This window comes from Campylobacter devanensis (assembly GCF_002139915.1).
Classification (GTDB): domain Bacteria; phylum Campylobacterota; class Campylobacteria; order Campylobacterales; family Campylobacteraceae; genus Campylobacter; species Campylobacter devanensis.
Genome location: NZ_CP018788.1, coordinates 377755 through 392219, shown reverse-complemented (window position 1 = coordinate 392219; position 14465 = coordinate 377755). Strand labels below are relative to the sequence as shown.

Genomic DNA, 14465 nt, shown 5'->3' with positions numbered 1-14465 from the left:
TTATCTTAAAATCATATCAGCAACGCTCTTAGCACTTCCGTGTTTTAGATACTCTCTTAGCTCCTTAGCGGCCTTTATAAATTTATTTTCGTTATAATTATTATAAGATTTGATTAAATTTTGGGCGTTGGCATCTTCTTGGATTAGCTCATCATGTAAAGGCTCTTTACCCATGAAATCAAATATTATATTTGCTAATCCAGCATATTTTAACTTCACAAGCTTTCTAGCAAGCCATATATCAATCGCTTTTGCCTTATAGCAAAGCACAAAAGGCACTCCTATCAAGGCTGCCTCTAAAGTAGCTGTCCCAGAGCAGATAAAGGCAAAATCGCTTTTTATCAATGCTTCTTTGGTATCATAAATAATCTCAAATTCACTCACATCCCCATAATACTCAGCAATATTATTAGCCAAAAATGGCGGAATCACCAAAAGTTTTTTGCCATTAATGTTTTTAGCTACCTCTTTGTATAGCGGCATTAAGCGACTTATCTCGCTTCTTCTAGATCCTGGCATAAATGATATTATAGAGTTTTTCTTATAAGAATTTTTTTGGATATCTATCTCATCTAAGAGTGGATGGCCTACATATTGGCTTCTATGATAAAATTTACTATCAAAAGGCAAAATAGATGCCAAAGTATCACAATATCTCTCTACCTTAGCTACTCGCTTTGGCTTCCACGCCCAAACCTGTGGCAAGATATAGTATATTATCTCACATTTTAAATTCGCCTCTTTTATCGCTTTTGCCAAAGGCAAGTTAAAAGCTGGGCTATCTATTAGCAAAACTTTATCGCAAGTCTTAGCTAGCTCCACCATCTGTTTTAACGCTCTTTTGGCCTTAAATATCAGTGGCAAAATCTCCACAAATCCCATAGCGCTAAACTCCTTACTATCATAAAGAGCAGCACCAAATCTCTTATCAAAAATCCCACAAATCTCCACCCCATCAAGATGAGTTAAAATCTCTTTAAGGTGTAAATTTGCCGATGCTTCTAGGCAAGAAACTAAAATTTTCATAATTTCCCTTTTAAATTTGGCTCAAATTATAGCTAACAATTTAAAAATTATAGGTAAAATTCATCAAAAAAGGATATAAGTGAAAGAGATTTTAATAACAAACGATGATGGCTTTGAGGCAGCTGGGATACTGGCTTTGCGTGATGCGCTTAGCCAAATAGCTAATGTAGTAGTAGTCGCTCCAAGTAGCGAAAAATCAGCTTGTTCGCACTCTATTACTCTTACTCGCCCACTTAGATTTATTCAGCTTGATGATGGATTTTTCAAACTTGATGATGCTACGCCTAGTGATTGTGTATATCTTGCGCTTGAGACAATGTATAAAAATAAAAAGCCTGATCTTATAATAAGTGGGATAAATCACGGCGCAAATATAGGCGAAGATATCACCTATTCAGGCACTTGTGGTGGTGCTATGGAGGGCACACTTCAAGGGGTTTGCTCCATTGCGGTTTCGCAACTATATAAAAATGATAGTTTGGATAAATTTGGATTTAGCTTAGCTTGTGAAATTACTTTGGATTTAATCAAAAATATCTTTGAAAATGGCTATCCATTAAGCGGTAGAGAGTTTTTAAATTTAAATATCCCCGCTATTCCAAAAAGCGAATATAAAGGGCTAAAAATCGTCCCCGCAGGTCAGCAAAGCTATAACACAAACGCCCAAATCCATCGCAATCCAAGAGGGCTAGAGTACTACTGGCTAGGGACACCTGGGATTAGATATGCTGCTAATTTAGGCTATGAGTGTGATATATCAGCACTTGATGAAAACTACGCTAGTCTAACGCCAATTAAGCTTGATATGACCGCTCACAAAAGCATAGAAACTATAAAAAATTGGATTTAAAATGGTTGATAGATTTACTAGAAGTCGCTGGATTTTTGGCGATAAATTTGAAAAACTCCAAGACTCCAAAGTCTTAGTATGTGGCTGTGGCGGTGTGGGTGGCGTGTGTATCGATGCGCTCTATCGTAGCGGCGTTGGACATATCACGGCGATTGATTGCGATAAATTCGATATTACCAACCAAAATCGCCAAATAGGTAGCGAAAATATCGGTGAGTATAAAACAGATGTATTTGCTAGATTATATCCTGGCTTAAAGACACTAAATTTAAAGCTAACCCCTAGCGTGATAAGCGAATTTGATTTTAGTGAGTTTGACCTTATAATAGATTGTATCGATGATATCCCTGCCAAAGTAGCAATAGCCAAAATTTGCTCCAAAAGACTGCTTAGCTCAATGGGTGGCGCTAAAAGGTTAGATCCAACAAAAATAAAAGTCGCAAGTATCTGGAAAACTACAAATGATCCATTTGCTAGAAAAATAAGATATGAGCTTAAAAAAGCTGGATTTAAGGGTGATTATAAGGTGGTATTTTCTACTGAAGCACCAAATTGCGTGAATTTAGGAAGTTTCATAGGCGTAACTGCTAGTTTTGGACTAAATTTAGCTAGTTTAGCCGTAAATAGGCTGATTAAATGATAAAAAACTTTTGGCAAAATTATAAGCTTATCTCAAGCCCAAGCATAACTTTGCCAAATATGGCTAGTCGTGCTGGGAGTATAGCTGAGAGTGAATTTTTCGATACAATTAGCCAAATTAAAGGGTTAAATATCTACAAAAATAAGCGTGTCAAAGATAGCCAATCTGGATTACACGAGATTGATTTTATCATTGTAGATGGGCTTAATATCTATCTTATAGAGTTTAAGCACTGGGTTGGAAATATCGATATCAAGGGCAATGAGTGGATACAAACTACCAAAAATCGCACCACGCTTCATCAAGATCCATTTGCTAAACTGATTAAAAATACTCAAATTTTTAAAGATTATCTCCAAAATAAAGAGGTTGATTTGAGTAAATTTAATATTTTAAGCTTTGTTGTTTTTGACAAAACTAGAATCAATCTATCAAGGCAAATTCTCAAAAATAAGCAGATTATTACCAAACATAATTTTTTGAAATTCATAGATAAAAATCGTAGCAAAACTCGCCCCAATACAATCGAAGAAGATAAGCTTAAGCAGATATTAAGCTCTATGACGATCTGGTCAAGGCTGCATCTATATGGTGGTGAGATCTTAACAGGTTCGATTAGGTATTTTTTGATTGGTAGTAAAAAGAAAAAATTGCCAAAGCATTTTAGAGTAAATTTAGATCTAAACTGGCAAAGAAACAACACAATAAGCTTTATCAACGCACTATTTGGCAGACGAAAAAAGCTCAAAATCAAATCCAAAATTTACAAAATCCGCCCAAATGATAGCATAGGATTTATAAAAGCTGGGGAATTTGAGATTAAGCATATTCAATTTGGCCTTATAGAAAAGATCGTAAAAGATGATGAAATTATCTAATCTTTTTGATATTGGTTTTTGAAATTTTATAGATTTTTGAAGCTGGGGCTGGGGTAAATTTCGTATCTATGATTATATCCGCATTAGCCACCGCAAATTCGATATCAAATCCCTTTTTATGAGGGTTTGCGCTAGTAGAATATGCCCATCCTAATTTATCTAGTAACTTAGCGTGTGGATGATCTCTTACCACTCTTATAGCTTGTGAGTTTGGGTATATAAATGTTGTTTTTTTGGTGCGGCGGATTAAATTTTTATATTTTTTAGGCGCTCTTGAAAGCTCTTTTAATACGCTAAATTTACTTACACAGATCAAGCAAGGCTGATTTAAAGGGCGATTTTTAAGCCTGTTTAACTCTTCTAAGCTTTGGCTTAAAAATCCAGCTGTTGTATCAGTTTGTGCTAGGTAGATCATTTAAATATATCTTAAATAAGCTGCCACGACTAAGCGTGGCAAATTTATTATCTATTTAGATACTCTTGCAAGCTTTTTACTTCTAAGGCTGCTTCATTTGCACTGATAGAGCTAGCTGCGACTAGAGCTGCGTTCATATTAGTAAAATATGGGATTTTAAATCTAAGCACCGCTTGGCGGATTTTCACAGCGTCGCTAGTGCTAGATTTGCTATCGCTAGTATTTACCGCTAGGGCTATATCGCCATTTTTTAGCCTGTCTTCGATATTTGGACGGCCTTCACTAATTTTATAAACCATCTCGCATTTTACTCCAGCTTGAGCTAGAGTTTTATATGTACCACCAGTTGCTACAATCTCAAAACCTAAATTTTCAAATTTCTTAGCCAGTTCAATACCGCGGTTCTTATCTGCATCAGCTAAACTGATAAAGACAGTACCACCACTTGGCAAGATATTTTTAGCTGCAATTTGTGATTTAACAAAGCTCTTTTCGAAACTATCACTAATACCCATAACCTCACCAGTACTTTTCATCTCTGGCCCTAAGATTAGATCAGCTCCACTTAATTTATTAAATGGGAACACGCTCTCTTTCACGCATACTACGCCATTTAAACTAGGCTTATAAATTTCGCCATCAAATTTAACTACTTTAAATTGATCATAAAACTCAAGCGCCTCTTTTAAATTACCTTGCCACATTACGCGTGTTGCTACCTTAGCCATTGGTAAGCCTGTAGCTTTACTGACAAAAGGCACCGTGCGACTAGCTCTTGGATTAACCTCAATGATATAAAGTTTATTATCATACACAGCAAATTGAATATTCATAAGCCCTATAACACCAAGCTTCAAAGCGATATCTTTGGTACATTTTTCTACTTGATCTATGATATCTTGGCTTAAGTTTTGCGGTGGAAGTATGCTAGCGCTATCACCGCTATGGATTCCTGCTTCTTCTATATGCTCCATAATCGCACCGATATAGACATCTTTGCCATCGCTAATAGCATCTACATCAAGCTCAGTTGCATCTTGCAAAAATTTATCAAGTAAAACTGGAGAGTTATTACTAACTCTAACTGCTTCACTCATATACTCTTTAAGCTCAATCTCGCTATGAACTCTTCTCATTGCTCTACCGCCTAAGACATAGCTAGGACGAACTAAAACTGGATAGCCGATTTTATTTGCCTTTTCTAGTGCTTCAGATTCGCTAATAGCAGTATCATTATCGGGCTGAGCTACATTAACTAAGCGGATAAACTCACTAAATTTTTTTCTATCTTCAGCAATATCAATTACCCTAGCTGTAGTTCCAATTATCTTAGCACCAATCATTGATAAGCGTTTAGAAAATTTAAGTGGAGTCTGTCCGCCAAAATGAACGATAACGCCATCTGGATTTTCACGCTCAATTACCGCTCTTAAATGTTCAAAATCAATTGGTTCAAAATATAAAATATCGCTAGTATCATAGTCAGTTGAGACGGTTTCTGGATTGCAATTATACATTATAGTCGTGATACCTAAATCCCTTAGTGCATAACTCGCATGCACACAACAATAATCAAACTCAATACCTTGACCTATACGATTAGGGCCTCCACCAATTATTAAAACTTTTTTATTATTACTATTTGTAGGTAGATTTGGTAGATTTGGAGTGATATTTGTGCTACTATATAGATATGGAGTTAGTGCTGGAAACTCGCCACCACAAGTATCAACCTCGCTATATTCTAAGCCGATTTGATGACGCATTCTAGCATAATATATATCGTTTTGACTTAGTTCTAGATTATCTTTAGAATTGATTAAGTGCGCTATCATCTTATCGCTAAAGCCCCAAGTTTTAGCCTTTCTTAATAGCTCTTTATCATTTAAAATATCCATATCTATACGGTCTTCAAATTCAATTATCTCATAAATTTGAGTTAAGAACCATCTATCAATTTTGGTTAATTCATAAACATCTTCTACGCTTTTGCCATTTCTAAAAGCTTGTGCAATATATAAAATTCTATTTTCATGGCCATTTCTTAATCCAAAAACCAAATCTTCGTCGCTTAAATTTAGATAATTAAATCCACTATAATCTTTTTCTAAGCTACAAAGAGCCTTTTGAACGCTCTCTTTAAAGCTTCTACCAATTGCCATAACCTCGCCAACACTCTTCATCGCAGTACCTAGATATGGATTAGAACCTGGGAATTTTTCAAAGGTAAATCTAGGAATTTTAGTTACTATATAATCAATTACTGGCTCAAAGCTTGCTGGTGTTCCTGTAATATCGTTTTTAATCTCATCAAGAGTAAAGCCCACAGCAAGCATTGTAGCGACCTTAGCAATTGGGTAACCTGTAGCCTTACTAGCTAGGGCTGAGCTTCTACTTACACGTGGATTCATCTCAATTACAGTCATTCTACCATTTTTTGGATTTACAGCAAATTGCACATTGCTGCCTCCAGTATCTACGCCAATTTCACGCAAGATTTTAAAACTTGCATCACGCATATACTGATACTCTTTATCAGTTAGCGTAAGAGCTGGAGCTACAGTTATAGAATCACCTGTATGCACGCCCATAGGATCAAAGTTTTCAATAGAGCAGACGATAATGCAGTTATCAGCTCTATCTCTAATAACCTCCATCTCATACTCTTTCCATCCCAACAAACTCTCTTCTATTAAAATCTCATTTATTGGACTAGCCTCAATCCCACTCTCAGCAATATCTCTAAACTCATCAAGGTTATATGCCACACCGCTACCAGCACCGCCAAGAGTATAACTAGCTCTAATAATAAGCGGGAATCCAATCTCATTAGCAGCTTTTAGTGCTTCTTCCATATTATATGCATACATAGATTTTGGTAGATCCATACCGATTTTAATCATAGCCTCTTTAAATGCTACCCTATCTTCTCCTTTTTTGATTGCTTCTGGATTAGCACCTAGGAATTTAACATCGCCAAGCATATTATTTTCATAAAGCTCCATAGCTACATTTAAAGCAACTTGACCACCCATCGTAGGCAAGAGCGCATCTACATTTTCTTTTTTAATAATTCTACTAATGCTCTCTTTAGTAATTGGCTCAATATATGTTGCATCGGCAAAATCTGGGTCTGTCATAATCGTAGCTGGATTTGAGTTAATTAGCACTACTCTATATCCTAGCTCTTTTAAAGTCTTAGCAGCCTGAGTACCACTATAATCAAATTCACAAGCTTGGCCAATGATAATAGGACCACTACCTATTAATAAAATTGTCTTGATATCTTCTCTTTTTGGCATAGTTCTACCTCTCTTAATTTATATGCATTTTAAGATTATCAATTTATTTTGATTTCAAATAAAAACTAAGCGTAATTATATTGAATTGTAGATAAAAATCAGCATAAAAAGGAGGAAAATTTACTGTTAAATTTAGCAATTTATATTAAATTTAATCAAAATAGTAAAGCTATTGATTTGTTACAACATAAAGATAGCTTGGGACTTGAATTTTCAAATCAGTTTCTACAATTGCGCTTTTATATAGTTCTTCTTCATAAACTTTGGTAATTTTACCTACTGGAACACCGCTAAAAAATATCCCATCAAGCCCACTAGTATAAACCTCATCGCCGACTTTTGGGCTTAGCCATTGAGCAATAAATTTAACTACAATATTCTTACCATTTCCTGTAGCAATTCCTGCTATGCGCTGCTCTCCTATACTAACTGAAAATGTCGACTTTGGATCGGTTTGTAGTAGAGCAAGCGGACTGCCATCTTTATTTATCACGATTCCAGCAGTTTTACCCTGCGAGATTAAGCCATAGATTTTATTTTCATCAAATTCATCAAAATCAATCCAAACCTTATCATGATCGCCAATATTCATATATGATAGTGCTCGAACCAACTGGATATTTGGTGTAAATTTAGTAGAATTTTGTTCATTTAATAAAGCATCAAGCTTATAAGCAAAAGCTGAAAGTAGCGTAACAGAGCGCTCTAATTCAATATTTTGTTCTCTAAGCGCTCTTATCTCACTGGCTTGATTAAAATGTTCATTGATAGTATCTAGGATAAAATCCCTGCTATCTTGGTATAAAGATAGTGTAAGCTTAACCCCGCTCATCACTACACTTCTAGCATAATCGCTTAAGTAAAATGATATAAAACCTAAGCAGATAACTATCAATAAGAATTTAAGTTTATTCATTGATTAATTGGTGTAAAAGCCCTATTTCTTCTAAAGCCTTACCAGTACCTCTAGCCACTGCAAGAAGTGGTTCATCAGCTACATATACAGGCAACTTAACAATATCAGATAGGTACTTATCTAGCCCCCTAATAAGCGCTCCACCACCGGTTAACACGACACCACGCTCAACTATATCACCAGCTAAATCAGGCGGCATATTTTCTAAAACTGTTTTTAACGCATCAGCAATCTCTTTTAAAGACTCTCTCATTGCCTCTCTAATATCTTCACTAGTAATTTCGATACGACTTAATAGGCCACTTACTTGATCTCGTCCTTTTATAACCATAGATAGCTCTTTAGGTAACTGGATCGCTGAGCCAATTTTGATTTTTATCTCTTCACCGTTTCTCTCACCAATTAATAGATTAAATTTCTCTTTTACATAGTTTACAATGCTTGCATCAAGCTTATCTCCTGCAGTCCTAATACTTTTAGAAATTACCAAACCTCCTAAAGATACCACGCCAATCTCAGTTGTACCACCTCCGATATCAACTACTAAACTACCTTGAGGTTCACGAACCGGCAAATTTGCTCCAATTGCTGCAGCCATAGGTTCTTCAATTAAAAAAACCTCTCTAGCTCCAGCTGATAACGCACTTTCTCTTACAGCTTTTCTCTCAACTTGAGTTAAGCCATATGGTACAGAGATAATAATTCTAGGACGTAAAAATGTCTTTCTTCTATGAGTTTTTTCTATAAAGTGTCTAATCATTTTCTCAGTCATATCAAAATCAGCTATAACTCCATCTCTCATCGGTCTAATAGCTTCTATATCACCTGGAGTCTTACCTACCATCTCCTTAGCATCCTGTCCAACTGCTAGTATCTTTTGCTTACCATACTTCTCTCTTTGAACTGCTACGACGCTTGGTTCGTTAATTACAATACCTTTATCTTTTATTAAAACCAATGTATTTGCCGTGCCTAAATCAATACCCATATCACTTGAAAAAAGTCCTACTAGTTGGTCTAAAATCATATATCCCCTTTTATTTTACTTTCATTAATAACGGCTTTGCTTCGCCATCGATTACACTTTTTGATATTATTACATCATAGCCATTTAGTTCTGGAAGGTCATACATAATATCTATCATAACATCTTCCATTATACTTCTTAGGCCTCTTGCTCCGGTTTTGCGTTTAATAGCTTGATTTGCTACCTCTTTAATCGCCTCATCTTCAAATTTAAGCCTAGCCCCATCAATAGCAAAAAGCTTTTCATACTGCCTTAAAAGTGCATTTTTTGGCTGAGTTAATATTCTTATCATATCCTCGGTCGTAATTTCATTTAAAGTAGTAATAGCATGCAATCTACCAATAAGCTCAGGAATAAGTCCAAAATGCACTAAATCATCAGGCTCTACAAGACTAAGCAAATTTGTCTTCTCGCTTTTACCTCGTTTTTCTTGGCCAAAACCTAAAACATTCTTACCAAGTCTACGCTCGATTATATCTTTTAGCCCATCAAATGCACCACCGCACACAAATAAAATATTAGTAGTATCTATTTGAATAAATTCTTGATTTGGATGTTTTCTGCCACCTTTTGGCGGAATATTTACTACACTACCTTCAATAATTTTTAACAAGGCTTGTTGAACACCCTCGCCGCTTACATCACGAGTAATTGAACGATTCTCGCCCATTCTAGCAATCTTATCAATCTCATCTACAAAAACAATTCCTTGTTGCGCTCTAGCTACATCTCCGCCAGCTGCATTTAAAAGCTTAGTTAAGATATTTTCCACATCTTCGCCTACATATCCAGCCTCGGTTAAACTTGTAGCATCGCAAATAGCAATTGGTACATCTAAAAATCTAGCCAAAGTCTGTGCCATCAAGGTCTTACCACTTCCAGTTGGACCAATTAGCAAAATATTTGATTTTGAAATTTCGGTATCATCTTCGATACTATGTTGCTTAAATATTCTTTTATAATGATTATAAACTCCTACGCTAAAGACTTTTTTGGCTCTTTCTTGACCAATTACATAATCATCTAAAACTCCCTTTAAGATCTTTGGCGTAATATCTTTATAATCCATTGCCGGTTGGCTATTTAATCCTATTTCATCACCATGAACTGCATTATATGCTGCATCTACGCAAAATTCGCATATAAATGAGCTATCACTCTCGTTAGCTAAAAGTTTTCTATCATTTGCTTCGCTCTCACCGCAAAAACTACACTTTCTAGCCATTAATCTCTCCCTTTATCAAGCGGTATTCCTCGTTTTGTATTTATGATAAATTCACACATTTTTTTAGCTTCTATAGTAGGATTTTGTCCTAAAAGTTCCAAGGCTCTATCTTTTAATCCTCCACCACTTCTAAATAGAAATTTATAAGCCCTATTAATATCCTCAACCGTATCTTTATCAAATCTTCTACGAATTCCGACTAAATTTAAACTTCTAATATAGGCTCTATTGCCCTCAGCTAAGCAAAACGGTACAACATCTTGACTAAGTGCTGAGGCGCCAGCTATCATACAACTCTCACCAATATGAACGAACTGATGAACTGGGGTAAGCCCACCAATTACAGCATAATCATCAACTATCACATGCCCAGCAAGAGTTACACCATTAGCCAAAATAATCCCATCACCAAGACAACAATCATGAGCTATGTGCGTATAAGCCATTATAAAATTATTATTGCCGATTATGGTATATCCATCACCTTTTTTGGTGCCTGAATTTATTGTAGCAAACTCCCTAATTGTAGCATTAGTACCAATTCTCACCCCACCTGTATCTTCTAAAGAGTGGCTGATATCTTGAGGTATATCACCTACTATAGCATAACTATAAATTTTACTACCACTACCAATATGGGTATCACCAATGATTCTAGCACCTTGTTTAATAGTTACATTATCACCTAAAATTGCTTTTGAACTAACAAAAGCATATGGTTCAATCACGCACCCATCGCCTAAAATTGCACCATCTTCAACTACTGCTGTACTATGAATTTGCATATTTTCTACTTATTATTTATCTACGATCATTGCCTTTAGCTCAGCTTCAGCTACTAGTTTATCATCTACATAAGCCTTACCAACTAAAACCCAAATATTTCCCTTATGTTTTAAGACCTCTAAATGGTACTCTAGTTTATCGCCTGGGCGAACCGGAGATCTAAATTTTGCCCCATCGATACTCATAAAATAAACTACCTTATCTTCTGCGTTAGCTTGTTCAGCCTCACCCATGCTTTTAAAAGCCAAAATACCGCCAGCTTGCGCCATTCCTTCGATTATCATAACGCCTGGATATATAGGATGACCTGGAAAGTGACCTTGGAAAACTTGCTCAGCAATTGTTATATTTTTATAACCTTTAATAAATTTGCTAGGTTCTAGCTTAGACACTCTATCAATAAGCAAAAATGGATATCTGTGTGGTAATATTTTTTGGATTTCAACTACATCTATCATTAAATACCTCGGAATAAAAAGTGCTAAATTGTATCTAAATTTAGCAAAATATTAGTTGAATTTTATTAATAATATTAAAAATTTTCGCTAAATTCAGATATATTTTTTTAAATTTTTACTGCTAACTCTATGCTAGAGTGGTAAATTTGACTATTTGCTTCAATTATATATCTACCAGTTTTTATCTCATCTAACACAATGATTGGACTAAGATTAAATTCTAAACCTGTTATCATTTTACGCAATTTTAACTCTTTTTTTATCTTTGGGGGATTAATTAATAATTCCATTATATTTTTATATTTAAAACCGCCGATGGAGTTAAACTTAGCTAAGCTTATTAGTTTAATATCATCTTTATTTACATTAACTTGCTCGCTTAAAACTTCAATATTAAACTTAGAACTCTTAAGCTTAAAATGTGAGTAAAAGATAAAATAACTAGGTACAACATTAGTATCAATTTTTACCCTTCCAAAATGTAATCTATAGTTTAGAATCTTTTGTCTAATTAGATCAAATTCTACCCCTTTTTGTTCTAGTTTTCTTACCTTTTTATATAATTTTAAACGATAACTGATAGAACCTGGCTGAATTTGAGCGCCAAGTGGTTCACAAAGCTCGTCTATCACCTCTTCATTTTGACGTTGTTTAATTAATCCGTATATACAACCGCAGTAGTTTTGATGATAGAGCTTATCCCTTTTAGCTAGTTCAAACTGTCTTTGGGTGCCGCCATTTTTTCTTAAATCCACAGCAACAGATTCTAAATTTGTCCCTTTTATAGCATTATTTAGTGCATTTTCTAACTGTGTAAAATTTTTTTTAGGACTCATTAACAATGTTGTAGTAAGCTTTTTACACCCTAATTCTATGGCGGCTTTTGCGCTATTTCCTACACGAAATTCAAAGCAATATTCACAACGTTTACCTTTTTCTGGCTCATTTTCTAAACCCTTAGTGCCTCTTAGCCACTCTTCATACTCATACTCGCCGCAAATAACCTTTATGCCAAGCTGCTTACAACTACGCTTGACATCTTTAAATCTTAGCAAAAATTCACTATATGGATGAATATTTGGATCATAAAAGTAGCCAATAATTCGCTCATTAGGGTATAATTTCTTCAACTCAGCAATAAAATAGTGACTATCGACACTGCAACATATATGAACTAACAAATTAACTACTTTATTAAATCAGCTAAGACTTTAGCAGCATGGCCAGCTGCTTTTACACTTTTATAGACTTTTGCTATTTTGCCCTCTTTATCTATGATAAATGTAGTTCTTACTATGCCTAGATACTCTTTGCCATAATTTTTACGAACCTGCCACACACCATACGCTTTTGCTACATCTTTATTAATATCACTTAGTAGGATATGTTTTAAATTTTGCTTTGCGATAAATCCACTATGGCTCTTAGTATTATCTGGGCTAACTCCTACAATCACAGTATCATTAGCTACAAATTCATCATAATTTGCGCTAAATTCACACGCCTCAGTTGTGCATCCTGGAGTATTATCTTTAGGGTAGAAGTATAATACTACATTTTTACCTCTAAAATCTCTTAAACTAATACTTACTCCATCACTATTTTCTAGACTAAATTCTGGAGCCATGTCACCAGCTGCTAAAATTACTTTACGATCAATATCTTCTTGATTAAATACTGTAGCTTCTTTTATTTTTTCAGCCATTATTTACCCTCTTTTATAGCTTGAACAGATTTACCACCAAAATATGTTGCATCACTTCTAATCTCATCAAAATTTATAACAACTCTTTGAGGATTTTTGCCTAGATCATTTACCATTATATCAGTAATTTTAGTTGCGATTTCATCTAGTTTTTGACGACTTGGCATTGGGTCTGAAAGCTTAATATTTATAATTGGCATATTTTTCCTTTAGATTTGATTTTGAAATTTAATTTAGAAAATTATATCTAATATTAAAAAACAAAAGATAAAGATAAATTTGGATAATTACTACATATCAATATTTTTATAATTATTAATAAACATTTTAATATCTAGTGTAAAATATGTCTTGCAAATTCAATTCTTAATATATTTAATATGCTTTTATTTTAATATTTTAGCAATCCTAAATAAAACTCAGCGATATAAATAGTATAAAAGAATAATATTTATAATCACCACATAGTAAATTTTAAATCTCTTTACACACATCCACTCATTTGTTCTTTAAAAATTTAAAGCATCTTTATAATATCTACTAATAATCAATTCACCATTAATAGATATTTGGTTTGCCAAATCAGTATTTTGTTTAGGGATAATCTCTTTTATCCTACTTGGTAAAATCGTAACTGTTAGCATATTAAATTAAAAAGCAGCCCTATGAGCAATACCATCACATCTAAATGCTAATCCACTTGCAATCACGACTCCATTTTTGTACAAATTTAGAAGCAATATATACAAACACTCATCATCTTTAACTCTAAGAAAAAATCAATACCATCTTTTATTATAGGATCTTTTAAATTATTCACGCAAATCTAGCTATCTCTAAAGCGCATTTTTCATTATTAGTATTATATCAGAAACCAAACAAACATAATATGAATACTTAAAAGACCATTTAAGCAAATCAATATTTGATAAAAAAGTATAGATATATTTAAAACATATATTTGAAGTATTATCAAGTTTACCTTGATCTTTTGATTTGCAAAAATCATCTTTAATAGTATAAATAAATCTAGCAGGATTCTTTTTTAAATTTTCACAATCAACACGTAAATTACCAATATAATCTAAGCTATAAAAGGCTTTTATAGTTTAGATAAAAATCATTTCTACTAATTGTAAAATCAAATATATTATATTTTTGCATATTTTATCCTATATAAAAATTTGATAATATAGTTTTACTTCACGCATTCTTGCATTTTAAATTTAAATTGTTT

Annotated in this window: 15 protein-coding genes; 3 read left to right on the top strand and 12 right to left on the bottom strand. The window is 34.0% G+C overall.

The genetic code is table 11. From position 1 onward, the window contains the following. Window positions 1-1026 (bottom strand): lipid-A-disaccharide synthase, encoded by a 1026-nt coding sequence (lpxB, locus tag CIGN_RS01990; protein WP_086302075.1) that lies wholly within the window; start codon window positions 1024-1026, stop codon window positions 1-3. A 79-nt stretch (window positions 1027-1105) separates the two neighbouring features. Between lpxB and surE the strand changes: the two genes are divergently transcribed. Genes surE through CIGN_RS01975 form a run of 3 tightly spaced genes read left to right on the top strand, consistent with a single transcriptional unit; the run spans window position 1106 to window position 3394 of the window. After that, a complete protein-coding gene (surE, locus tag CIGN_RS01985; protein WP_086302074.1) occupies window positions 1106-1876 on the top strand; it encodes a 5'/3'-nucleotidase SurE in 771 nt (256 codons plus the stop codon). Window position 1877: 1 nt separating this feature from the next. Continuing rightward, window positions 1878-2516 carry a ThiF family adenylyltransferase gene (locus tag CIGN_RS01980; protein ID WP_086302073.1) on the top strand — a complete coding sequence of 213 codons (639 nt, stop codon included), beginning with the start codon at window positions 1878-1880 and terminating at the stop codon, window positions 2514-2516. After that, window positions 2513-3394, top strand: a complete 882-nt coding sequence (locus CIGN_RS01975) for a nuclease-related domain-containing protein (RefSeq protein ID WP_180383730.1) — start codon at window positions 2513-2515, stop codon at window positions 3392-3394. Before CIGN_RS01980 ends, CIGN_RS01975 begins: the two co-directional genes overlap by 4 nt. On the opposite strand, the gene CIGN_RS01970 is transcribed toward CIGN_RS01975, so the two are convergent. From CIGN_RS01970 to CIGN_RS08400, 11 genes are all read right to left on the bottom strand, one after another. Beyond that, entirely contained in the window at window positions 3387-3809 is a 423-nt protein-coding gene (locus CIGN_RS01970; RefSeq protein ID WP_086302072.1) for a Sua5/YciO/YrdC/YwlC family protein, read from the bottom strand. The genes CIGN_RS01975 and CIGN_RS01970 overlap by 8 nt on opposite strands. 47 nt (window positions 3810-3856) lie before the next feature. Then, on the bottom strand, window positions 3857-7111 hold the full coding sequence (carB, locus tag CIGN_RS01965; RefSeq protein WP_086302071.1) for a carbamoyl-phosphate synthase large subunit: 3255 nt from the start codon (window positions 7109-7111) through the stop codon (window positions 3857-3859). 169 nt (window positions 7112-7280) lie between these two features. Further along, a complete protein-coding gene (gene mreC, locus CIGN_RS01960; RefSeq protein WP_236844774.1) occupies window positions 7281-8006 on the bottom strand; it encodes a rod shape-determining protein MreC in 726 nt (241 codons plus the stop codon). Window positions 8007-8019: 13 nt separating this feature from the next. Beyond that, window positions 8020-9054 carry a rod shape-determining protein gene (locus tag CIGN_RS01955; RefSeq protein WP_086225528.1) on the bottom strand — a complete coding sequence of 345 codons (1035 nt, stop codon included), beginning with the start codon at window positions 9052-9054 and terminating at the stop codon, window positions 8020-8022. Between the two features lie 10 nt (window positions 9055-9064). Beyond that, complete coding sequence (clpX, locus tag CIGN_RS01950) at window positions 9065-10279, bottom strand: ATP-dependent Clp protease ATP-binding subunit ClpX (protein ID WP_086225529.1); 1215 nt, start codon at window positions 10277-10279, stop codon at window positions 9065-9067. Continuing rightward, on the bottom strand, window positions 10279-11064 hold the full coding sequence (gene lpxA / locus CIGN_RS01945) for an acyl-ACP--UDP-N-acetylglucosamine O-acyltransferase (RefSeq protein ID WP_086225530.1): 786 nt from the start codon (window positions 11062-11064) through the stop codon (window positions 10279-10281). The genes clpX and lpxA overlap by 1 nt, the downstream gene beginning before the upstream one ends. A 12-nt stretch (window positions 11065-11076) precedes the next feature. Beyond that, entirely contained in the window at window positions 11077-11523 is a 447-nt protein-coding gene (gene fabZ / locus CIGN_RS01940) for a 3-hydroxyacyl-ACP dehydratase FabZ (RefSeq protein ID WP_086228739.1), read from the bottom strand. A gap of 107 nt (window positions 11524-11630) precedes the next feature. Continuing rightward, window positions 11631-12704, bottom strand: a complete 1074-nt coding sequence (locus tag CIGN_RS01935) for an epoxyqueuosine reductase QueH (protein WP_086302070.1) — start codon at window positions 12702-12704, stop codon at window positions 11631-11633. 5 nt (window positions 12705-12709) lie between these two features. Continuing rightward, on the bottom strand, window positions 12710-13228 hold the full coding sequence (bcp, locus tag CIGN_RS01930; protein WP_086253840.1) for a thioredoxin-dependent thiol peroxidase: 519 nt from the start codon (window positions 13226-13228) through the stop codon (window positions 12710-12712). Continuing rightward, complete coding sequence (locus CIGN_RS01925) at window positions 13228-13428, bottom strand: tautomerase family protein (RefSeq protein ID WP_086232857.1); 201 nt, start codon at window positions 13426-13428, stop codon at window positions 13228-13230. The genes bcp and CIGN_RS01925 overlap by 1 nt, the downstream gene beginning before the upstream one ends. A gap of 309 nt (window positions 13429-13737) precedes the next feature. Beyond that, complete coding sequence (locus tag CIGN_RS08400) at window positions 13738-13872, bottom strand: hypothetical protein (RefSeq protein WP_257789255.1); 135 nt, start codon at window positions 13870-13872, stop codon at window positions 13738-13740. Window positions 13873-14465 lie beyond the last annotated feature (593 nt).